We start from the raw sequence: 20,950 nt of genomic DNA on the forward strand, positions 1-20,950 counted from the left end.
AATGCCTGACGTGCTACCTTTTTCGGAGACCCCTCATGCGTATATCGACCAAGCTGCCCCTGGCCGCCACGCTGTTTGCACTCGTGATCCTGAGTGCTTCCGTGGGCATCGGTCTGGTCCAGCAGAGCCGGATCCTGGATGAGCAAGTCTACCAGAAACTGGAGGCGACAGCCGACGGTCGCCGCAACGAGGCACGCCGCTTCCTCGAAGCCATCAGGCTCGACGCCCGTGGTACCGCCGCCGACATGATGACCCAGCAGTCGCTGTTCGGCATCACCGGTGCCTGGACCAAGCTGGGTGACGATCCGGCCGGCGAACTGCAGAGGCGCTACATCGACGAAAACCCGAACCCAGTGGGTGAGAAGTACAATCTCGACAGCGCAAAGAAGGACAGCTATGACCGCGCCCACCGCCAGGGGCACGCGACCTTCCTCAAGCATCTCAAGGCGCAGGGTTACTACGACATCTTCCTCATCGATGCGGACGGCAACATCGTCTACACCGTGATGAAGGAGCGCGACTTCGGCACCAACCTTCTGAATGGTCCCTACAAGGATACAGGCCTCGCACAGGTCTTCAAGAAGGCGATCGCAAGCGACGATCCCGAGAGTTTTGCCAATTCGGAATTCGAGGCCTACGAGCCTTCTGCTGGCGCACCCGCCGCCTTCGTCGCCGTTCCCATCATCATGAACGAGCGCAAGCTCGGCGTGCTTGCCTATCAGCTTCCGAACGATCAGCTGAACACCATCTTTGCCAATACCCGTGGCCTCGGTCAGACCGGGGAAACGGTGCTGGTCGACAAGTCCGGCATGATGGTCTCTGACAGCGCTCGGACGGCAGATGTCGACAGTCTGAAGGTGAGCCTGTCATCGCCGATGCTGGCCAGCGCCATCAGTGGCCAGGATGCGAGCGGCGACATCACCGGCTATCGCGACATGACGAGCTATGCCGCCGTGGTGCCGCTCGATTTCGGCGACGTCCGCTGGTCGGTCGTGGCGCTGATCGGCGAGGACGAAGTCGCCGCGCAGCTGGTCACGGCGGGCCTGAAATCGGTCGGCATCGGTGCAGTGCTCGTGCTGGTCGGCTCGCTGGTCGGCTTCATATTTTCACGCAGCCTCACCCGACCGATCTCCGAGCTTGTCACCTCCATGGGGCAACTCGCCGACGGCAATACCAACATCGAACTCAAGGGCATCGACCGCTCCGACGAGATCGGCGACATGGTGCGGTCGGTCGCCGTCTTCCGCCAGGCAGAGATCGACAAACGCCAACTCGAGGCGGAAAACGAAAGCCGGCGCACAGCCACCGAAAGCGAGCGTCATCAGCGCGAGGCAGAACGTGCCGCCGCCCAGGCAGAGCTCACCGAAGCGATCGACGTGCTCGGGGCAGGGCTGCAGCGACTGGCCAATGGTGATCTGACCGGCACGATCCGCAAGCCGCTTGCCGGCAATCTCGACCGCCTGCGTCTCGACTTCAATGCCTCGCTCGAACGCCTGTCAGGCACAGTTGCCGCCGTGCACGGCAATGTCACCGAGATCAACCGCAAGAGCAGCACCGTCAGCTCGTCCACGGCGGACCTCAGCCAGCGCACAGAACAGCAGGCGGCCGCCCTGGTCGAGACCTCGACCGCGATCCGGCAGATCATGGATGCGATCCGCCACTCGTCGGAACGCGCTGAGAATGCCTCGCGTCTTGCTCGCGAAGCGCGGGCCAATTCCGACCGCTCGGGCGAAATCGTCGGCGGCGCCGTCGATGCCATGCAACGCATCGAGAACGCCTCGAGCGAGATCTCCAAGATCATCAACGTCATCGACGAGATCGCCTTCCAGACTAATCTGCTGGCGCTGAATGCCGGCGTTGAGGCGGCCCGTGCCGGCGAAGCCGGCAAAGGCTTTGCCGTCGTTGCCCAGGAAGTCCGCGAACTCGCGCAGCGCTCGGCGACCGCCGCCAAGGACATCAAGGCGCTGATCACCAAGTCGGGTGATGAAGTCGCAACCGGGGTTGGCATGGTCCGTGAAACCGGCACGGTGCTCTCGTCGATCGCGGGCCAGGTGGTGCAGATCGGCGATCACATCCACTCGATCGCCTCGGCTGCCAAGCAACAGTCGGCAAGCCTCAACGAGATCAATGATGCGGTTGCACGCATGGAAAATGTCACCCAGCAGAACGCACGGGCGGCTGAGCAGACCAATGCCGACATGGCGGGGCTGACCCGCGATGCCGAGATGCTTTCCGGCCTCGTCGGTCAGTTCACCCTCGAAGCCAATGCCTCGACCATGCAAAACCGCTTTGCCGACCAGCGCGACACGAGCTTCGGCCGCCCTGTTCCGCCGTCACCGCCGCAGCCGGTTGCCGGAAGCGCTACGAAGCCCGCAACGCGATCTTTCCTCAAGCCCAAGGTGGCACCGGCAGAAGCCGGAAGCCGTGCCGTTGCCTCTCCTGCGCGCTCGCTGATGGACAAGATCTCGATCGGCCTTGGCGCCAAGCTCAACCAGGCGAAGGACGGCAAGCCGGACGGCGAGTGGGAAGAATTCTGAGGCGTCACGGACAGCTGAAACGCAAAGCGGCGCGGGAAACCGCGCCGTTTTCGTTTGCCTGCGAGGCTTCGGCCGCTCAGGCCTTGGCGTCTGGAGCCTTAGCCGAAGGCTCGGGCGCATCCTTGCGCGAAGCGGTAAGGTAGGTGTCGAAGATCTGCTCCATGCTCTTCTGGTAGCTCTTCTGCACTTCAAGCCCGCTGTCGAACATGGTGTTGACCATGGCCGCAAAGCTTTCCTGCGCTTCCTTCTCCGTAGCCTTGGCCGGCTCTGGCTGAGGTTTGGCAGCTTCCGTGGGCTGTCCCGTCATCTGCGTCGTATAGGCGGCCGCCATGTCCTGGAAGGCCTTGGTGAAGGGGTTGTCGAGGAAAGGGTTGGCGGCTGCCTGGGGTTCCGGCTTCTTCTGCCCGCCCATCATGTCCTGGAAGGCGCGCATGAATGGATTGTCGAACATGGCCGCTGCCATCGCCGCCGGTTGGGGCTGCGGCTTCGGCTGCAGGCCGGTGCTTTCCAGCCATTGCTGCATCATCGCCGCCATGGGCGTCCCAGCAAAGGCATTGGCACCTGGAAACTGTCCCGTCGTCTGCTTGAAGAGCCCACCCATCAGCGTATCGGCCATGGCGGGCATCATCTGTTTCAGGATGTCCTGACCGATACCCGTCAGTTGGGCGGCCTGCGCGGCGATGGCCCGCGACACTTCCTTGGAGCCGAAGAGTTGCTGCAGAACCTGATTGCCGTCGGCAATGCCCTGTGGTGTGAAGGCCGAGCTCATGTCCTCGAAATACTTGGCATAGTTGCCCGATGTCATCGCCTGGACGAGGGCCGAGAAATCGTAAGGATTGGTTGTGTTGCGCTTGAAGCCCGAAGCAAAGGCCGGCATCAGCGCCGCAACTGCCTTGGCGGCCTGCTCTTGCGCCAGACCATATTGTTTGGCCATGGCGTCCATCGCCATGCCATTTTGGGCCTGCAGCATCATGTCGAACAGTGGCAGCATGGCATTTCTCCCCGGATGCGTGCAGATGATTCAGCACTATATCCGGAAAGGCCATCACGCAAACCGCTTTTTGCCTGATGGCTCAATGCCATGGGTGGCGCAACGTCGTGCTCAGTACTGATATTCCTCGAAAACGGGCTCGACCGACCCGTTCCAGCGGCCGTGATAGAGAGCCAGCAGGTCATCAGCCAGCGTCATCCGCTTGGCAAGAACCTCGTCCAGCGTGTTTAGGAACACCGTCTCGTCCTGGCCTTCGGAATTCAATTGGCCGCGCGCCTTGAGCCCCGCGCGGGACATTTCGACGACCTCGCGTGCCACTTCCATCAGCGGGCGTCCCGCGACCGAAGCCTTGAGCCCCTGGGCCGGGACGGCATCGCGCATGGCGATTACATCCTCGACGGTCCAGTTTGCGGTCAGATCGTCGGCCGCAGCCAGCGCTGTTTCGTCGTAGAGCAGGCCGACCCAGAGCGCCGGCAGCGCACAGATGCGTCGCCATGGGCCGCCATCAGCGCCACGCATTTCGAGAAAGCGCTTCAGGCGCACGTCGGGGAAGAGGGTGGAGAGGTGGTTGGTCCAGTCGCCCAGCTGCGGCTCCCACTCGGCGACTTCGCCCTTGAGTGCGCCGTCCATGAACTGGCGGAAGGTGATGTGGGTGCAGTCGTGGTAGCGCCCGTCGCGCGTGATGAAATACATCGGTGCATCGATCGCCCAGGCGACGTAATCGCCGAACGAAAAATCCTTCGAGAAGGTGAAGGGCAGCACGCCGGCGCGGCGATTGTCGGTGTCGCGCCAGATGTCGCCCCGCCAGGAGAGAAGTCCGTTCAGCCTGCCTTCCGTAAACGGCGAGGAGGCGAAGAGCGCGGTTGCCAGCGACTGCAGCTTCATCGACACCCGCATCTTCTGCCGCATGTCGGCTTCGGACGAGAAGTCGAGATTCACCTGGATCGTGCAGGTCCGGTACATCATGTCGAGACCCTGGCTGCCAACCTTCGGCATATAGCGGGTCATGATGTCGTAGCGTGATTTCGGCATGCGCGGCGTTTCAGCCAGCGTCCATTTCGGGCTGCCGCCGATCCCGAGGAAGCGGATGCCCATGGGCTCCGCGACTTCGCGCAGCACGGCAAGATGCTGGTTCGATTCCTTGCAGGTCTGGTGCAGCGTCTCGACGGGTGCGCCCGAGAGCTCGAACTGGCCGCCCGGCTCGATCGAGATTGCGCCCATGCCATGCTGCTCGCCGAGCCCGATGATGTTGTCGCCGTCCATGATCGGCTCCCAGCCGAGCTTGGATTGCATGCCCTTGAGGAGCGCCGAGATGCTGGCCTCTCCATGATAGGGAACCGGGCTGTTATCGGCCCGGAAGAAGGCGAACTTCTCGTGCTCGGTGCCGATCCGGAACTGCTCCTTCGGCTTCGACCCTTCGGCCATATAGGCCGCCATGTCGTCGAGAGTGCCGAGAGGGGTCTGGTCGGTCGTGTCACGGGCCATGGAAGCTACCTTGCTGGGCGTCGTCGGTGGGCACAGTTGAGCCCATCACTGAGGCTGATTGAACCGGATTTCTGTGCCGTGCAAGTGAAAATCTCTCATGCACGGCTCAAAAAACTGGAACGAAGTGAAGCGGAAATAAAGGCTAGCGCCAGTCGCCGATGGCGGCCTGCACGACGGCCATTGCGGCGACCGCGGCCGTGTCCGCTCTGAGGATGCGCGGGCCGAGCGGAATGGCCGTCACGAAGGGCAGGGACCTCAGCAACTGACGCTCCTCGTCGGAGAAGCCGCCCTCTGGACCGACCAGAAGCGCAAGCGACTTTTCCTCGATCCGCGAAAGCGCGGGCAGGGGATTTTGCGTGGTGCTGTCCTCATCGCAATAGATGATCCGGCGATCGGACGGCCAGCGTTCGAGAAGGTCGCGAAGCTTCACTGGCTCGGTGACCTTCGGAATGGCAAGCACACCGCACTGCTCGGCCGCTTCCACGGCATTCGCCTGCAGGCGATCGATGTTGCCGATCTTGCCCTGGACGTGTTGCGTCATCACCGGCTGCAGGATGCCGGCGCCCATCTCGACCGCCTTCTGCACCAGATAGTCCATGCGCCCGACCTTGAGCGGCGCAAACAGGAAATGCAGGTCGCAATCATCAGGCTGCGGACGCGTCTCTTCGGCCGGCGTGATCATGATCTTTTTGCGTGTCGGAAAATGGACATGCGCCTTCCACTCGCCATGCCGTCCGTTGAAGACGAGCAGTTCGGCACCCTCTTCGAAACGCAGCACATTGGCGAGGTAGTTGAACTGCTCCGCCGTCGCCTCGAAGGCTTGGGCAAGAGCCAGGTCGGCGGTCACGTAGAGCCGCTGCATCCGGTAATTGGCACGCATGATGGTCTCGTCTCCGGGATCAAAGAGCGATCTGAGACATAACCCAATACAGCACGGCTGCAAGGCCGGCAGATGCAGGAACGGTGATGATCCACGCTGCCACGATCGTCATGAAGTGTGAGCGGCGCACCAGATAGCGGCGGCGGATTTCTTCCGGATTGCGCTCCGGCTTCGGCTCGATGACGAAGCGCTCGGCCTTGTTGCGCATATATTCCATGCGTCGCTTGGAATTGCGCGTGTACCACTCACGGAAGAAGCCGACGCCGAACACGGCACCGACGGCGATGTGGGTGGAGCTGACGGGCAAGCCAAGCGCCGAGGCAACGATGACGGTGATGGCTGCCGAAAGCGAGACGCAAAAGGCCCGCATGGGGTTGAGTTTGGTGATCTGTTCGCCGACGAGCCGGATGAGACGCGGACCGAAAAGCAGCAGTCCGAGCGAGATGCCGGCAGCACCGATGATCATAACCCAGAAAGGCACAGTGACCTCCCCCGAGATCTCGCTGTCCTGTGCGGCATGTACGATGGCAGACAAAGGACCGATGGCGTTCGCCACGTCATTGGCGCCATGGGCAAAGGACAGGAGGGCGGCTGCAAAGATCAGCGGCAGCTGGAAAAGCTTGCGCAGCGACTGGTTTCGGTTCTCCAGCCCGCGCGACTGTCTGCGGATCAGCGGCACGCTGAGCCACCACGACAGGAAGCCGAAGGCAAGGCCGATCAGGCAGGCCTGCAACAGGGTGATGGAGATGAGCTTGTTGAGGCCCTTGAGCGCAAGATAGGCGATGAAGGAGCCGGTCATGATCCCGATCAGCACGGGCACCCAGCGCTGTGCCGCCGAGATCTTGTCTTCGCGATAGATGATGAATTCCTTGATGAAGGCGAGGAAGAGCGCCGCGATCACGCCGCCGAGGATAGGCGAAACGACCCAGCTTGCCGCGATGCCGCCCATGACGCCCCAGTCGACGGCAGACATGCCCGCTGCCGCGACACCTGCGCCGAGAACGCCGCCCACGACCGCATGGGTCGTGGATACAGGTGCGCCGATCCAGGTAGCAAGGTTGACCCAAAGCGCCGAGGAGAGCAGCGACGCCATCATCGCCCAGATGAAGACATCGGCACTCGGCATCTTGGCCGGATCGACGATCCCGCGTGAGATCGTCGACACGACGTCACCACCGGCAATCATGGCGCCTGCCGTCTCGAAGATCACGGCGATGGTCAGAGCCACGCCCATGGTCATGGCGCGTGATCCGACGGCAGGTCCGACATTGTTGGTCACATCGTTGGCGCCGATGTTCATCGCCATATAGGCGCCGATCGCGGCCGCCGCCACGATGATCCACGCGCCCGGCCGGTCCATGGCAAGAGCCCCCGCAAACACGGTAGCGAGCACCATGAAGATCAGCGCAATGCCAAGCGGCGCGAAACCTCTGGAAACGTGATGCGCTGCTTCCTCGACATGGGCGATCTTGTCGAGATCCTTGTCGAGCGTCGGCTTCACGAGTTTTGGCTTTGGCTTGCCCATGGCGGGTGTCTCCGGAAGAGGGTCCCTGTCCGGATTCCTCATTCTTTTGTTTTAGCGGCAGATGATGACGCATAGTCCGTGGGCCACCGGCACGTCACGGCATATCTCATCGTGTCGCAGAAGCCCCTAGCGACAAAGGGGGCGCGCTGCAATATGACAGTTTTGTGACAGTCGCTTTCAGGCCCGTTTTGCAGCCTTTTCTGGGATTGGCGCGGGCATTTGCGTCAGTTTCGGGAATTCCAGGAACAACGCCTTGAGTTCCAGTTCCTCGACGCGAGTGGCTGCTTCCGCGCAACTGACCCACTCGAGACGACGAACGCCCTTCTCGGGGAACTCCTTGACGAAGCCTTTCACGTCAAGCGCATGGACCTGAACGCGGGTCGGCACCTTGTGCCCGCCACGCATCTTCTTCATGTAGGTATAATAGCCGACGGGCTCGACGCCCGCCTTGCCCTTCACGCCGGCCTCTTCAAAGGCCTCACGTTCGGCGATGGCATGGGGCTGCTTGCCCGGCATGTGCCAGCCCTTCGGGATAACCCAACGCCCGGTATCCCGGCTTGTGATCAGCAGCACCTCAAGCTCGCCTGTCTTCTTGCGCGTCCGGTGACAGATCGCAGCAAACTGCTGCCGCGGCGGACGCTGCAGCATGAGCCTGAGGTCGGATGTGATACGGCCAATGATACCCAATGAACTTGCACCTCGATTCGTCTATCAGAATACGCCAAAATACCGCGCTTTCGCGGCCAATCTTGTGCGGATGATACGCTTTTCACACGATGGTTATCGCTGCCTATCAGGTGTAGGCGCCATGTGTTCAATTCAATGCGACATTCGGTACCCGAAAGCTGCATTTCCCGACATCTAGTTGTCTTTCGGCGTCGCAAACACGCCGAATTCCTTCAGCCCGTCGATCACGCCTCGGGCCACGGTTCCTTGAGTTGCGATCATGCCCGGCCTTTCCTGCGCGAGGCTGACGAGTTCGGGAAGCGCATTGCCCGGCATGATGCCGCGCACGCCATCGAGCTCGAACATCGCCCTGTCATTGCCGGTGTCGCCCGCAACCACAACCTCGTCCAGGCCGATCTCAAGCTCGCCGCAGAGCCAGCTGAGCGCCTTCCCCTTGTCGGCGACATCAGGCAGTACGTCGAGATCGCGGGCACTGGAATAGATGACCCGTGTTCGATGGCCCGAACTGGCGAGCATCTGCTCCAGTTCCAGAATGTCGTCCGCCGTCGCATCATGCAGATACCAGCTCGACTTGTAGGCGTGCTGATACTGTGCCGGTTGTCGGGTCAGCCGCTCCATCATCACGAGTTCCGCCTCAATCAGGTCGACATCAAAGCCGTCGGCGATTAGCGCCGTATACCGGTCAGACAGATGCGGATGGTCATACGAATGCACCATGGTGCCGACGCCGCCGATCAGAACATCGGCTTGTGGCAAACCTTGTTCCCATGTGAATTCCATGATGTCCTCTATCAGGCGGCCACTGTTATAGACCAACAGCGGTCGCTCGCCGTCCGGCAAGGTCTGCCACAGCCGCGCGAATTCGACAGACGCATCGCGGTCCCCCGCGAGCGTCCCGTCGAGATCCGACGAAAAGAGCCGGATCGGTTTCAATCCCCGTCGTTCCATGGTTCTGCCCAGTCGCTTTCTTCAAGAGCTTGCGCCACTGGGCGCCCTTCCACAAGAGCCACGAGTTGCTGAGCGATTCCGGTCCAGGTGAAAAGACTGCGGGCCTTGTGCGCGCCCATGCGCGACAGTCGCCCGTAAAGCCTCGGATGCTTGAAGGGCTTCATCATGGTGATGCCGAGATCGTATTTGTCGAAGGGATCGGCAAACAGAGCATGGCGACCGTAGCTGACGGCGCGGAAGAGGCCACCATGAATGGTGACGATCGTCGGCGTGCCGCTCGCCATCGCCTCGATGGCCGTCATGCCGAAAGGTTCGTAGCGACTGGAGAGCACGAAGAGATCGGCGGCGCGATACATGTCGGGCAGCTCTTCGTCGGGAATGAAGCCGGAGAATTCGACCTTGTCGTCAATGCCGAGATCGGCCACCTGCTGCTTGAGCTGGGCGAGGATCGTCTCTTCCTGCGCATCAAGGCTTTCCCCGCCGAGCGCCAGCCGCAACCGCGCTTCCGGCACGCGCTCCGCCATGACGGCAAAGCCGTCGATCAGAAGATCGTAGCCCTTGTTGGTGGCAAGCCGGCCAAGCGCCAGCACGGTCTTCCCCTCGAAGCCGAAGCGTTGGCGCACCATCTGCCGAGAAGATTCAGAGACCGGATAGAAGCGATTGTCGTCATAACCCGGCGGGATCATGTGCACGCGATTGCGCGCCAGTCCATAATCCTCGGTCAGCATGTCCAGCTGGATGGGGGTCGTGGCGATCACCAGCTGGCAGCTGCGATAGATGATGAGCTCGTGCTGAATGCGTTCCTTGAAGTTGAATTCTTCTTCGAATCTGTCGGCGCGTTCCGGATAGTCGGTCTCCATCTGGCGCTTCTTCCACATCCCGAGTGAATGCGGCGTATGGATATGCGGCACGCGAAGCGCTTCGGACAGACGCTGCCCGGCAACGCCGGCATCCCAGTAGTGGCTATTGATGAAGAGATAGGTCAGCCCCTCGCGCTTGATCCAGCGCAGGGCCTTCTCGTTCCATTCGGTCAGATGCCGGTGCAGATATTCCTTGGGAATGAAATCCGGTCCGCCACACGGAATGCGCACGACGCGCACGTTGTCGTCCACCTCGTCGATCTCAGGCTGGTCTTCGAAGCGGCGGGTGAAGATGTCGACCTTGTGGCCGAGCTGGGCGAGTTTCTTTGCAAGTTCAAGAACATAGACCACCTGGCCGCCTGTATCGGCGGCTCCGAGTGGCGGCTGGGCTGCGACGTAGCCATGCGTTGAGACGAGCGCGATGCGCGGCGTCTCATGCGGATCCGTTTGAAGTGCCATAATCCCCACCTTCTGAAAATTTCGTTCTTAAGAAGCGGGAATAGTAACGCACTGGGTCGGAAATTGTTTCACTTTTTAGATGAAATTTTCGCGATGGCCCGGAACCTTTACGTCCGGGCACCTTCGCAATCGCTCATGCCGTCGTCCCGACGATGACGATATGGAGCGCCCGAGGGCCGTGGGCTCCAAGGAGCAAAGTCTGCTCAATGTCGGCAGAGCGAGACGGCCCGGTGATCATGTTCACCGTGCGCGGCATCGTCTCGCCCTGAGCTTTCCGGAGGTTCGCCCAGAGGCTTTCCATATCGCCGACAATCGCGGCAGCCTCAACGACGACGATGTGATGGTCGGGCAGGAAGTTGAGCGTCACCGGATTGTCGGGCCCGGAGAGAACGCAAAGTGTGCCTGTCTCGGCAATGCCGCCGAGGGCATGGCTGACGGCGACGAGGTCGTTTCCATCAGAGGCGCCATTCAGGATCTCAAGCGCTCCGGCGCTCTGCCAGGGCAGATTCACAAGCCGGTTGTCCGCGCCGATCCGGATCGAGGCCGGCAGATTGCGTTGCTTGAGATACTCGGCGACCGACTGTGGCAGGGTCTCGCGCGAGGCAAGGCGCTCTGTCGTGGCATTGTATTTTTCGGCCATGGCGATGAAGAGGGCGAGCCGCTCATCGGCGGGTAGTTGGCCCCGCCTCGGAATGATCCCTTGCGGGCGCTCAACGAGACGACGTGCGACGGTCTCGGCGCGCTCGGTATTGTCGGTACCCACCTTCAGCGAGCTGCGGATGCGGGAAAGAATCGCCTGGCGGCTGTCCATGGTTCAGGCTCCGTGCTTCTGGCGTGCGGCCCATTGCTGGGCAAAGGTCTGGCCCTCGGGTGCCGGCAGATCGCGGATGTCGGTCCAGCCCGAGGCAAAGGGCAGGGACGCGATGCGTCCCCGACTGCCGCCGATCAGGCTCAACATGCGCGCGCCGATCGAGATCGCCATGCGGTAGAGTTTCGGTCGCTTGGCAAAGAAGGCCCAGACACCCAGGCCATAGCGTGCCGTGGCAGGATTGAGATGGTTCTCGAATTCGCGCTCGCGCCAGTGCCGCATCATCTTCGGCAGCGGGATGTGCATGGGGCAGACGCTCTCGCAGCGCCCGCAAAAGGTCGAGGCATTCGGCAGATGGCCTGAAATGTCGACACCGAACAGCGACGGCGTCAGCACCGCCCCCATGGGACCCGGATAGACCGAGCCATAGGCATGGCCGCCGACGGCGTGATAGACCGGACAGTGGTTCATGCAGGCGCCGCAGCGGATACACCGCAACATGTCCTGGAACTCGCTGCCGAGCATGGCGGTACGGCCATTGTCGAGCAGGATGACGTGATACTCCTCCGGCCCATCAGGATCCTCTGCCCGGCGCGGCCCGGTGGAAAAGGTCGTATAGACGGAGATGTCCTGACCGGTCGCCGAGCGGGCGAGAAGCCTCAATATCTGCGAACAGTCTTCAAGCGTCGGCACCAGCTTTTCGATCGAGGCGACGACGATATGCACCTTGGGCAGCGACTGCGTGAGATCGCCATTGCCCTCGTTGGTGACGATCACGGAGGTGCCGGTTTCAGCGATCAGGAAGTTGGCGCCGGTAATCCCCACATCCGCCTGGAAGTAACGCTTGCGCAGCACCTGGCGGGCTTCGGACAAGAGCGTTTCCGGCGCCGTCAGGTCGCGCTTCGGGTCGAGATGCGTGTGCACCCGGCGGAAATCCTCTTCAACCTGCTCCTTGTTGAGATGCACCGCAGGCGCAATGATATGGCTCGGATGCTCGCCACGAAGCTGGATGATGTATTCGCCGAGGTCGGTCTCGACCGGCTCGATCGCATGCTCGGAGAGAAAGTCGTTGAGATTGATCTCCTCCGTGATCATCGACTTGCCCTTGGTCACGGTCTTTGCGCCGACCCGCCGGCAGATGTCGAGCACCAGTTGGCGCGCATCCTCGGCACTCTCGGCCCAGTGCACATGGCCGCCTGATGCCGTCACCTTGCGCTCATAAGCTTCGAGATAGAGGTCGAGATGGGCGAGCGTGTGGTTCTTGATCTCGCGCCCCTTGTCACGCAGGGCGTCGAATTCGGGAAGGGCAGCGACGGCGGCCGCACGCTTGGCGATGAAACCCTTCTCGACATTGGTCAGCGCCTTCTGCAACTGGCCGTCGGCCAGCGCTCTGGCTGCATTGTCCTTGAACTGCGGGGCGGTGAATTGCATGCCTTCCTCCTCCCTTTGTGTCCGTTACTTGCCGCTGCCGGCAATCGGCCGGCTGTCGGTCATGCCGGCCAGAACTTCCGCGACGTGCCGAACCTCGATGGTCGAGCCCTCGCGCTTCAGCTTGCCCGCCATGTTCATCAGACAGCCCATGTCGCCGGCGAGCAGCATCTCGGCGCCGGTCTCTGAAATCATCGCCGTCTTCTTCGAGACGATTTTGCCTGAGATGTCGGGATATTTGACGCAAAAGGTGCCACCGAAACCGCAGCAGACATCCGAGCCTGTCATTTCCTTCAGTTCCAGGCCCTCGACACTCGACAGAAGCGCGCGCGGTTGCTTTGCGATGCCGAGTTCCCTGAGGCCAGAACAGCTGTCGTGATAGGTCACGGTTCTGTCGAGCCGGGTCTGGACTTCGGTCATCCCTCTGACATCGGTGAGAAAGGAAACGAGCTCGAACACCTTCTCCGAGAAGCGCCGACAGCGTTCCTCCCAGAGCGGATCGCCTTTGAAGAGCTCAGGATAATGCATCTTCAGCATGGCGCCGCACGAACCGGAGGGGGCAACGACATAGTCGAAGCCTTCGAACTGCTCGATCACCTGCCTTGCCAGATCGCGCGTATCCTTGGTGTCGCCGGAATTGTAGGCCGGTTGACCGCAACAGGTCTGGGCGATCGGCACATGCACGTCGCAGCCGGCATCCTCGATCAGCTTGGCTGCCGAAAAGCCGACGCTCGGCCGGAAGAGGTCCACAAGACAGGTAGCGAAGAGGCCGACCTTCGGCCGCGATTGTGCTTGGCTCACGCTTTCGTCTCCGTCTTGGAATTGCCTCCGGCACGGCCTCCGCGCCCGCCATCGCGCCGGATCAGCCGCAGTTTCGCGACCCGTCCCCATTCGCCGGCCCGCGCGCTCTCGTCAGCGGCCCGCATGACGAAATCGATATGCGCCTGGGCTGCGGCCTTGGCCGCTTGCGGATCGCCGGCCAAGATCGCGTCATGGATCGCCACGTGCTGGTCGAGAAGCTGTTCGCGCGCATTGGGCAGCGAAAAGACGGCCTTGCGGTTGAAGAAGATGCCCTCCGACAGGAGCCGGTAGCAGGCCCGCATGGTGTGCAGGAGTATGATGTTGTGCGCCGCCTCGCCGACGGCGTTGTGGAATTCGACGTCGGCGGCAAGTTCGTCTTCCGGCTCCTGGGTCCCGTGGGCGTGACGCATGTCCTCGATGATCCGTGACAAGAGCGCCTTGTCGGTTGCCGTCGCGCGTTGCGCCGCAAGCTCGGCCGTCAGTCCTTCGAGTTCCCGACGATATTCGAGATAATCGCGTGTGGCGCGGGCATGGCGGGAGATGAGATCGGTGATCGGCTTGGAAAACACCTGGCCGATGATGTCGGCCACAAAGGTGCCGCCGCCATGGTGGCTGATCAGCAGCCCCCGATTCTCCAGTTCTTTCAGCGCATCACGCAGGATTGGCCGAGACACCTCGAGCGACTGGGACAATTCCCGCTCCCCCGGCAGCCGGTCACCATCACGCAATACGCCGTCGAGGATCAAAAGCTCGATCTGCTGCACCACCTCGTCGGCGGTGCGGCTGTGGCTTACGCCGGAAAACAGTGTCTGGTCGCTCTCGATCATTACCCTCTCCATGCCGTTTCATAACAAGCGGAATGACAAGTGGTCAACTTTGTTGTCCACTTGACTGCTGCGCAATTCGTCGAAAGCGGGGCTGTGACGTTTGCACCTTTGCGCTGAGACGAGCGCACTGCTAGCTTGAGTAAGGGCAAGGGAGACGGACGGCGTGGCAAAGGGTGATTTTGCATTTCCAATGGCGCCGGAGCGGGCGCTGGCGCTCGGAGAAATCCATGCCAGACCCTATGCGCTGGTCAAATCCGGTCGGGTCATTTTTCAGCTCGCCTTCATGATGGATGGCGGCTCGGCGGTGCATCACGCGGCCATTTCCGAACTGTCCCGCGCCCGCGGCGTCGCCCCGCCGGAGAAAAATGGACGCTATCATTCGCTCGCCTGGGGACAGGGGACGCTCCGTTGGGAGCGGCATACCGAGTTTTCCACCTGGTTCTGGGACGGGCCGCTGCCGGAGAGCTTCGGTGGCGAAGTGCCGATCCATCCCTTCGGCGACGGCTTCATCGCCCCCGGTCCGCTGATTTCGGGGATCCGCCTCGAACTTCGCCCTGATGGTCCCGAAATCGCCGATGCCCATGCCGCCTTCGATCCGGCAAGCCTTTGCTATAGCGAGTTGAAGAACGGCCAGGCGGCTGTGCTCACCGACTTTCGCCAGGACGGTCATGGCCTCACCCAGATCCTCGTCATTGACAGAGGCATGACGGAGGCTGGTCGCGGCGCCGTGGTCCAGCGCCTGCTCGACATCGAAACCTATCGCACCACGGCCATGCTGGGCCTGCCGCTTGCCCAGACGCTGTCACCGGAGATTCGCCGGATCGAGGACGGCCTGACCGCTGTCACCCAGCGGATGAAGGCGCATGCCCGCGACGAATCCGACGAGATGCTGGCCGAACTCACGCGCCTGGCCGCCGAGCTTGAAGCCAATGCTGCCTTGAGCCTTTATCGCTTCGGCGCAAGCCGCGCCTATGACGGCATCGTGCGCGAGCGTATCAAGACCCTGGATGAGACCCAGGTGCCTGGCCACGAAACGCTGGGCTCCTTTCTCGAACGGCGCCTGGCGCCCGCCATGCGCACATGCCAGTCCGTCGAGGAACGTCAGGCCAACCTCTCGCGGAAACTTTCGCGTGCGACAGCCCTCGTCCGGTCCTGGATCGACGTCGAGCTGGAGCGCCAGAACTCCGACCTGTTGACCGCCATGAACAGCCGCGCCGAAATGCAGCTGCGCCTGCAGCAGACCGTCGAAGGCCTGTCGGTCGCCGCCATCTCCTATTATGTCGTCGGTCTTGTGGGTTATGCCGCCAAGGCCATCCCGCACGACCTCCTGCCTTTCGACACGGCCATCATCACCGGCATTTCGGTGCCGCTCTCCGTGCTTGGCGTCTGGTGGGTTGTTCGACGGATCCGTAGGAGCCACGAACGGCAGGGCTGATCAGCGCTCGGCCGCTTCGGCGATGATGTCGGCGATCCACTCGTTGAGGCTCTTGTCTTCGGCGCGCGCCGCAATCACCGCCGCCTCGTGCAGCTTTGGATCGAGCCGCAGATTGAACTTGCCGGAAAATTGCCGGTAGGGTTCGACGCCTTTGTCCGCGCATATGTCCAAAAACACGGCAAGCGAGATTTCGCCTTCGTTGCGAAGTGCGTCGATGCTCTCACCGTAGAAGTCGGCGCCGCCGTTGAGGCCAAGGAACTCGCCACGCAGCAGGCCGAGATCCGGATCGAGCGACACAACTGCCTTGTGGCCATCGATTTCGATCACATTGTTCATGGCGTCACTCCATTCTCTTCCAGCCATTTGCGGATGCTGGCCACCGCGCCTTTGTCCGTCTCCGGTGTTGGATGCGGCCGGTGAAAGACCCTGACTTGACCGAAGAGGAAAACACCGACGCGCGATCCCTCGCGTTCGCTCACCTCCGCGCCGAGCGCGACAAACAGCGCTTCGATCTCCTGCCAGCGGATCGTGCCGCTGACCGGTCGGGCGAATATCTGCTCCAGAGTTGCCAGATGCTTCTTCTTCATCCATGTATGATACCACAATACAGTACTGCATCAAGATTGACTATGGCACGCTCCGTCGTCGCTTCTCTTTTCTCCTTGCCGAGCCCTGCCGTCCGTTCGATATAAGGCACGCGGAAATGGGTAACAGGCAGAATGGCGAAGCAGACCAAGGCGAAACTCGACAAGAAGGGGCTGTCAGGCCTTGGGCTCGAGAAATTGGTCGATATTCTCCTGGAGGAATCCGCTGCCAACAAGGCGCTAAAGGCACGGCTGCAGACGGCGCTCGCCGGGGAAACCGGGCCGGATGAGATGGCGCGCCTGATCGACAAGCGCCTCGACGCGATCGACCAGGCGACGACGCGCATCAACAAGGCACGCGCCCGCGATCTCGCCGGTGAATTCGCAGCCCTGGCCCGCAACATTCTGTCGGAACTCGGGTCAGCCGATCCCCAGGCCGCAGCCGAGCGTATTGTTCGTTTCCTCGGCCTGCGCTTCCCCGTTTCCGCCCGGCTCGCCACCGACAATGCCCGTCTCTGGAAGGTCTTCGAAGATACGGAATTGGCCACGCTCGAGCTGATCAAGACCGTTGGTGCCGAGGAGCAGGTCCTGCTGGTGCCGCATCTGGAACGCTTGCGGTTGCGGGATCGCTACGGCGAGCATACGGGTTTTCTTCGCGCGCTGACCGGCGTGGTCTCAGGCCCGGCCGCGAAGGCATGGCGCAAGGTCCTGGCTGACGTGCTGCCCTCCGAACCCTTGAAGCTCGGCGCGCTCGACCTTCTCCAGTCGCTCGCTTTGCACCAGGGCGATATTGACCACTTCCTGAAGCTCGAACGTCAGAAGCCCGACAACCGCCGCGACACGCTGGCCGTCGCCGACATGCTGCATCAGGCCGGCCGGTTCGAAGATGCGCTGGAATGGGTGCGCGAGCGCCCGCGCGGCGTGCGCCTCATCCCGGTCAATGGCGTGCTCGCCTCCGTCGGTCCGGACTATGGCGCCCATGAACGCCGCCTGCTGGAAGCCGAAATCCTGGATAAGCTGAAGCGCCGCGAAGACGCGCAGGAACTGCGCTGGCGCGAATTCGGCGAAACCCTCGATCCAGCCGTCCTCAAGCTCTACCTGTCGAAGCTCGACGATTTCGCCGAATTCGACGAACTCGACCGGGCCTTGGCTTTGGCGAAGGAGCACGAGGACATCTATCTCGGCCTCGACTTCTTCCTGGCCTGGCCGCGCCTCGATCTGGCAGCAGCCCATGTGCTGCGTCATCAGCATGATTGGGAAGGTCGCCACTACGACGACCTCGCCCCCGCCGCCGAGGCGCTGTCTGCCAAAGAGCCGCTGGCCGCCGTGGTGCTCTACCGCGTCCTCGTCGAAGATATCCTGCGGCGCGGCATCGGCATGGCCTATCCCCATGCCGGCCGCTACGTCGGCGAACTCTCGCGCCTCATGCCGAACCTGTCCGAAGGTCACGGCCTCTCGACGCATGCCGCCTTCCTCGCGGAGCTAAGGCGCAATCATTCAAAGAAATATGGCTTCTGGAGCTCGGTACCCGGCGGGTTGTCAGCCGTTTGATATCAGCCACACGTCCGATTTCCCGTGGTCGGCGGCCGTATAGGCGGCGATCAATGCCAGCAGATCGTCATGGGACAGATTGAGCCCGGCGCTCGTGATGCAAAGACCGTCGGCGCCCAGCGCGGCATTTGCACCGCGCGTCACTCTGGCGATCCGGCTGAGGCCGAGCTGGTTTTCCACCTCGGGTGAAACCTGCAAAACCACGACGCATTGGCCGCGATGCGTCCACGTGAAGACATCCTCGATTGCGCGCCACGGAATTGTGCCTGATGCGAGCCGGATGTCGTGGATGCCCTCTGGAGACATCCGCAACACCGTCCCGCGAAGGGAAATCACGCGCCAGAGGATGCCGATCATCAGGAGACCGAAGAAGAGGACCGGCAAATAGGCCATGACAGCGCGACCGTCCTGTGACGGGCCGAGCTTTTGGGCGGTAACAAGCCCGATCACAACAAAGGCAAGGCATCCGAGCACGGTTAATGCCGTCTGGCCGTAAGCCTGACGGAAGCTGTAGGTGGCGGAGGTGTCGATGTGGGACATGGGATGTCTCATGAGAAAGGAAGCCCAGAGCGCAGGTCGCTCAACGCTCCCAATAGGGCACCGGCCCATACAACTCCGCCAGATAGTCAATGAACAGCCGTACTTTCGCGGGCAAAAACTGGCGGCTCGGATAGACGGCCGACAGCGCCACGTTGCGCGAGCTTTCATACTGCGGCAGCACCTGCACCAGCGTGCCGCTCTTCAGTTCCGCGCCGACATCCCAGGTGGAGCGCAGCGCGATCCCGAGACCCGCGATCACGGCTTCGCGGAGCACCTCGCTGGAATTGGTGATCAGCATGCCCTCGGGCCTGAGTGTCACCGGCCCGCTCGGACCTTCCAGCCGCCATGAATCGTGATTGTGTGCTGGCAGGCAGCGATGTTTTTTCAGGTCATCGAGGGTTTCAGGCGTCCCGTGTGCAGCAAGATAGCCTGGTGCCGCACACAGCACGCGGCGCACCGGTGCTAACCGGCGTGCGACGAGCGAGGAATCGTTCAGTTCCGCAATGCGGATCGCGAGATCGAAGCCGCCGCCTACGATATCGGTGAAGTCATCCGACAGCACCAGATGGATGGCAAGGTCCGGATGCGCCTCCATGAAGGGCTTCAAGTGTGGCGCCACATGCATACGACCGAAGGAGGTCGATGCGGAGATCTTCAAGGTCCCGTTGACCTCCGATGAGCGTCCCGACGCGAAGGCTTCGGCCTCTTCCAGCCCGCCAAGCACGGTCAGGACCCGCTCGTAAAATCCCTGGCCGGCTTCCGTCAGCGAGATCTGCCGCGTCGTGCGTTGCAGGAGTCGCGTGCCGAGCTTGTCCTCCAGCCGCTTGATGCGCTTGGAGACAACAGCGGGCGAAAGGCCGAGATCGCGTGCCGCGGTCGACATGCTGCCGGCCGCAATAACGCGGACGAAGACTTCGAGATCACCGAGATTGGTCATGAGTGTGCGCCACTGTTTCCGATTTGGTCATAAGTGCATAGCATTTGCTCCACGAAAGTCCTAGTGGTAAGAAAAATAGACCAGTTGAGCGGCGGGCGCTGTGCAGTTAGGATCTGGGCAAAGAGGGGAGACATTTCATGAGCGAAGCCATCGCCTTTCTGCCGCCGAGGCCCGACGTCCTGTCGCGCCGCGCCGAGATCCTCGCCGATCTGAAGGAGTTGGTGCCACCGGGCCGCCTCGTCGAGGAGCGAAACGCACTCGTGCCCTTTGAAACCGATGGCTTCATCGCCTATCGCCGCCGCCCGCTCGCGGTCGTCCTGCCCGAAACGACAGCCCAGGTGGCGGCCGTCATGAAATACTGCCATCGCTACGGCATCCCCGTCGTGCCCCGCGGCGCCGGCACCTCGCTCTCGGGCGGCGCGATCCCGCAGGAAGATGCCGTCGTGCTCGGCCTCTCCGCCATGACCCGCATCATCGAGGTTGACTACGCCAATCGCTGCGCCACGGTCCAGGCCGGTGTCACCAATCTCGCGATATCAGATGCTGTCGGTGCAGACGGCTATTTCTACGCGCCTGATCCGAGCTCGCAGCTCGCCTGCACGATCGGTGGCAACATCGCCATGAACTCCGGCGGCGCCCACTGTCTCAAATACGGTGTCACCACCAACAACCTGCTCGGCGTGAAAATGGTGCTTGTCGATGGCACGATTATCGATCTCGGCGGCAAGCATCTGGACGCCGAGGGTTATGACCTGCTCGGCCTCGTCTGTGGCTCGGAGGGCCAGCTTGGAATCGTCACCGAAGCGACCGTCCGCCTGCTCGCCAAGCCGGAAGGTGCGCGCCCCGTGCTCTTCGGCTTTGGCAGCGCGGAAGCTGCCGGTTCCTGCGTCGCCGATGTCATCGGCGCCGGCATCATACCGGTCGCGATCGAATTCATGGACAAGCCCGCGATCGAGATCTGCGAGGCCTTCGCCAAGGCCGGATATCCGCTCGACGTGGAAGCGCTGCTGATAGTCGAAGTCGAGGGCTCCGAAGCCGAGATGGACGCGATGCTGGCCGCCATCGTCGAGATCGCCAAGCGCCATGGCGTGAAGACCGTGCGCGAGAGCCAGTCCGCCAACGAGGCCGCCCTCATCTGGAAAGGCCGCAAATCCGCCTTCGGCGCCACGGGCCGCATCGCCGACTATATCTGCATGGACGGCACCGTGCCACTCAGCCAGCTCGCTTACGTCTTGCGCAAGACCTCCGAGATCATCGACCGCTACGGGTTGCGCGTCGCCAATGTCTTCCACGCCGGCGACGGCAATATGCACCCGCTGATCCTCTACAACATCAACGACCCTGATGACGCAGCCAAGGCGGAAGCCGCCGGCATGGAAATCCTCAAGCTCTGCGTCGATGCGGGCGGTTGCCTGACCGGCGAACATGGCGTCGGCATCGAGAAGCGCGACCTGATGCTGCACCAGTTCACCCAGGTCGATCTTGATCAGCAGATGGCCGTGCGCTCCGCCTTCGATGCCGACTGGATCCTCAATCCGTCAAAGGTCTTTCCGCTGGAGGGACGGGGATGATGGATCGTTTGCACCACAAGTTTGCCCCTCACCCTGAGCCTCTCCCCGCAGGCGGGGCGAGGGGACGGAGACATCGCCGCGCTTCTCCTTCTCCCC

General features: G+C 62.1%; 19 protein-coding genes. 4 read left to right on the plus strand and 15 right to left on the minus strand.

Features of this window, described 5'->3' with window-relative positions; translation table 11 throughout:
* The first annotated feature begins 35 nt into the window (after nucleotides 1–35).
* The gene (locus BW978_RS04335; RefSeq protein WP_076392509.1) at nucleotides 36–2,537 is read left to right on the plus strand and encodes a methyl-accepting chemotaxis protein; all 2,502 of its coding nucleotides are present in this window, start codon (nucleotides 36–38) and stop codon (nucleotides 2,535–2,537) included.
* 76 nt (nucleotides 2,538–2,613) lie between these two features.
* Here the strand turns inward: BW978_RS04335 and BW978_RS04340 are convergent, their stop codons facing one another.
* The 11 genes from BW978_RS04340 to BW978_RS04390 form a co-directional block, all read right to left on the minus strand.
* Complete coding sequence (locus tag BW978_RS04340) at nucleotides 2,614–3,528, minus strand: DUF937 domain-containing protein (RefSeq protein WP_076392511.1); 915 nt, start codon at nucleotides 3,526–3,528, stop codon at nucleotides 2,614–2,616.
* Between the two features lie 111 nt (nucleotides 3,529–3,639).
* Nucleotides 3,640–5,013 carry a glutamate--cysteine ligase gene (locus tag BW978_RS04345; protein ID WP_076392513.1) on the minus strand — a complete coding sequence of 458 codons (1,374 nt, stop codon included), beginning with the start codon at nucleotides 5,011–5,013 and terminating at the stop codon, nucleotides 3,640–3,642.
* Nucleotides 5,014–5,155: 142 nt separating this feature from the next.
* Nucleotides 5,156–5,893 carry a 16S rRNA (uracil(1498)-N(3))-methyltransferase gene (locus BW978_RS04350; protein WP_076392515.1) on the minus strand — a complete coding sequence of 246 codons (738 nt, stop codon included), beginning with the start codon at nucleotides 5,891–5,893 and terminating at the stop codon, nucleotides 5,156–5,158.
* A 19-nt stretch (nucleotides 5,894–5,912) separates the two neighbouring features.
* On the minus strand, nucleotides 5,913–7,418 hold the full coding sequence (locus BW978_RS04355) for an inorganic phosphate transporter (protein ID WP_076392517.1): 1,506 nt from the start codon (nucleotides 7,416–7,418) through the stop codon (nucleotides 5,913–5,915).
* A gap of 177 nt (nucleotides 7,419–7,595) precedes the next feature.
* The gene (locus tag BW978_RS04360; RefSeq protein ID WP_175616843.1) at nucleotides 7,596–8,105 is read right to left on the minus strand and encodes an NUDIX hydrolase; all 510 of its coding nucleotides are present in this window, start codon (nucleotides 8,103–8,105) and stop codon (nucleotides 7,596–7,598) included.
* 174 nt (nucleotides 8,106–8,279) lie between these two features.
* Nucleotides 8,280–9,053 (minus strand): HAD-IIB family hydrolase, encoded by a 774-nt coding sequence (locus BW978_RS04365; protein WP_076392519.1) that lies wholly within the window; start codon nucleotides 9,051–9,053, stop codon nucleotides 8,280–8,282.
* Complete coding sequence (locus tag BW978_RS04370; RefSeq protein ID WP_076392521.1) at nucleotides 9,035–10,372, minus strand: glycosyltransferase family 4 protein; 1,338 nt, start codon at nucleotides 10,370–10,372, stop codon at nucleotides 9,035–9,037. The genes BW978_RS04365 and BW978_RS04370 overlap by 19 nt, the downstream gene beginning before the upstream one ends.
* Before the next feature lie 133 nt (nucleotides 10,373–10,505).
* A complete protein-coding gene (locus BW978_RS04375) occupies nucleotides 10,506–11,183 on the minus strand; it encodes a LutC/YkgG family protein (RefSeq protein WP_076392523.1) in 678 nt (225 codons plus the stop codon).
* Between the two features lie 3 nt (nucleotides 11,184–11,186).
* Nucleotides 11,187–12,611: a LutB/LldF family L-lactate oxidation iron-sulfur protein gene (locus tag BW978_RS04380; protein ID WP_076392525.1), complete on the minus strand. Its 1,425-nt coding sequence runs from the start codon at nucleotides 12,609–12,611 to the stop codon at nucleotides 11,187–11,189.
* 24 nt (nucleotides 12,612–12,635) lie between these two features.
* Entirely contained in the window at nucleotides 12,636–13,409 is a 774-nt protein-coding gene (locus BW978_RS04385; RefSeq protein ID WP_076392527.1) for a (Fe-S)-binding protein, read from the minus strand.
* Complete coding sequence (locus BW978_RS04390; RefSeq protein ID WP_076392529.1) at nucleotides 13,406–14,236, minus strand: FadR/GntR family transcriptional regulator; 831 nt, start codon at nucleotides 14,234–14,236, stop codon at nucleotides 13,406–13,408. The genes BW978_RS04385 and BW978_RS04390 overlap by 4 nt, the downstream gene beginning before the upstream one ends.
* Nucleotides 14,237–14,399: 163 nt before the next feature.
* Here BW978_RS04390 and BW978_RS04395 point away from each other — a divergent pair, with 163 nt between their 5' ends.
* A complete protein-coding gene (locus BW978_RS04395) occupies nucleotides 14,400–15,671 on the plus strand; it encodes a DUF3422 family protein (protein ID WP_076392531.1) in 1,272 nt (423 codons plus the stop codon).
* On the opposite strand, the gene BW978_RS23735 is transcribed toward BW978_RS04395, so the two are convergent.
* Both BW978_RS23735 and BW978_RS04405 read right to left on the minus strand, forming a co-directional pair.
* Nucleotides 15,672–16,007 carry a type II toxin-antitoxin system HicB family antitoxin gene (locus BW978_RS23735; RefSeq protein ID WP_076392533.1) on the minus strand — a complete coding sequence of 112 codons (336 nt, stop codon included), beginning with the start codon at nucleotides 16,005–16,007 and terminating at the stop codon, nucleotides 15,672–15,674.
* Nucleotides 16,004–16,258, minus strand: coding sequence for a type II toxin-antitoxin system HicA family toxin (locus BW978_RS04405; protein WP_076392535.1), 255 nt, complete (start codon nucleotides 16,256–16,258; stop codon nucleotides 16,004–16,006). Before BW978_RS04405 ends, BW978_RS23735 begins: the two co-directional genes overlap by 4 nt.
* A 132-nt stretch (nucleotides 16,259–16,390) precedes the next feature.
* On the opposite strand from BW978_RS04405, the gene BW978_RS04410 reads away from it, so the two are divergent.
* Complete coding sequence (locus BW978_RS04410) at nucleotides 16,391–17,806, plus strand: DUF6880 family protein (protein WP_076392537.1); 1,416 nt, start codon at nucleotides 16,391–16,393, stop codon at nucleotides 17,804–17,806.
* On the opposite strand, the gene BW978_RS04415 is transcribed toward BW978_RS04410, so the two are convergent.
* Both BW978_RS04415 and BW978_RS04420 read right to left on the minus strand, forming a co-directional pair.
* Entirely contained in the window at nucleotides 17,795–18,346 is a 552-nt protein-coding gene (locus BW978_RS04415; RefSeq protein WP_076392539.1) for an STM3941 family protein, read from the minus strand. The genes BW978_RS04410 and BW978_RS04415 overlap by 12 nt on opposite strands.
* A gap of 40 nt (nucleotides 18,347–18,386) precedes the next feature.
* The gene (locus tag BW978_RS04420; protein ID WP_076392541.1) at nucleotides 18,387–19,283 is read right to left on the minus strand and encodes a LysR family transcriptional regulator; all 897 of its coding nucleotides are present in this window, start codon (nucleotides 19,281–19,283) and stop codon (nucleotides 18,387–18,389) included.
* Nucleotides 19,284–19,420: 137 nt separating this feature from the next.
* On the opposite strand from BW978_RS04420, the gene BW978_RS04425 reads away from it, so the two are divergent.
* Nucleotides 19,421–20,854 (plus strand): FAD-linked oxidase C-terminal domain-containing protein, encoded by a 1,434-nt coding sequence (locus tag BW978_RS04425; protein WP_076392543.1) that lies wholly within the window; start codon nucleotides 19,421–19,423, stop codon nucleotides 20,852–20,854.
* Nucleotides 20,855–20,950 lie beyond the last annotated feature (96 nt).

Origin of the sequence: Rhizobium sp. RU33A (genome assembly GCF_900156055.1) — a bacterium.
Classification (GTDB): domain Bacteria; phylum Pseudomonadota; class Alphaproteobacteria; order Rhizobiales; family Rhizobiaceae; genus Allorhizobium.

Excerpts from the sequence above, each read along its gene's own strand:
- BW978_RS04335 (WP_076392509.1), top strand. The coding sequence starts at position 36 with ATGCGTATATCGACCAAGCTGCCCCTGGCCGCCACGCTGTTTGCACTC.
- BW978_RS04340 (WP_076392511.1), bottom strand. The coding sequence starts at position 3,528 with ATGCTGCCACTGTTCGACATGATGCTGCAGGCCCAAAATGGCATGGCG.
- BW978_RS04345 (WP_076392513.1), bottom strand. The coding sequence starts at position 5,013 with ATGGCCCGTGACACGACCGACCAGACCCCTCTCGGCACTCTCGACGAC.
- BW978_RS04350 (WP_076392515.1), bottom strand. The coding sequence starts at position 5,893 with ATGCGTGCCAATTACCGGATGCAGCGGCTCTACGTGACCGCCGACCTG.
- BW978_RS04355 (WP_076392517.1), bottom strand. The coding sequence starts at position 7,418 with ATGGGCAAGCCAAAGCCAAAACTCGTGAAGCCGACGCTCGACAAGGAT.
- BW978_RS04365 (WP_076392519.1), bottom strand. The coding sequence starts at position 9,053 with ATGGAACGACGGGGATTGAAACCGATCCGGCTCTTTTCGTCGGATCTC.
- BW978_RS04370 (WP_076392521.1), bottom strand. The coding sequence starts at position 10,372 with ATGGCACTTCAAACGGATCCGCATGAGACGCCGCGCATCGCGCTCGTC.
- BW978_RS04375 (WP_076392523.1), bottom strand. The coding sequence starts at position 11,183 with ATGGACAGCCGCCAGGCGATTCTTTCCCGCATCCGCAGCTCGCTGAAG.
- BW978_RS04380 (WP_076392525.1), bottom strand. The coding sequence starts at position 12,611 with ATGCAATTCACCGCCCCGCAGTTCAAGGACAATGCAGCCAGAGCGCTG.
- BW978_RS04390 (WP_076392529.1), bottom strand. The coding sequence starts at position 14,236 with ATGATCGAGAGCGACCAGACACTGTTTTCCGGCGTAAGCCACAGCCGC.
- BW978_RS23735 (WP_076392533.1), bottom strand. The coding sequence starts at position 16,007 with ATGAACAATGTGATCGAAATCGATGGCCACAAGGCAGTTGTGTCGCTC.
- BW978_RS04405 (WP_076392535.1), bottom strand. The coding sequence starts at position 16,258 with ATGAAGAAGAAGCATCTGGCAACTCTGGAGCAGATATTCGCCCGACCG.
- BW978_RS04410 (WP_076392537.1), top strand. The coding sequence starts at position 16,391 with ATGGCGAAGCAGACCAAGGCGAAACTCGACAAGAAGGGGCTGTCAGGC.
- BW978_RS04415 (WP_076392539.1), bottom strand. The coding sequence starts at position 18,346 with ATGTCCCACATCGACACCTCCGCCACCTACAGCTTCCGTCAGGCTTAC.
- BW978_RS04420 (WP_076392541.1), bottom strand. The coding sequence starts at position 19,283 with ATGACCAATCTCGGTGATCTCGAAGTCTTCGTCCGCGTTATTGCGGCC.
- BW978_RS04425 (WP_076392543.1), top strand. The coding sequence starts at position 19,421 with ATGAGCGAAGCCATCGCCTTTCTGCCGCCGAGGCCCGACGTCCTGTCG.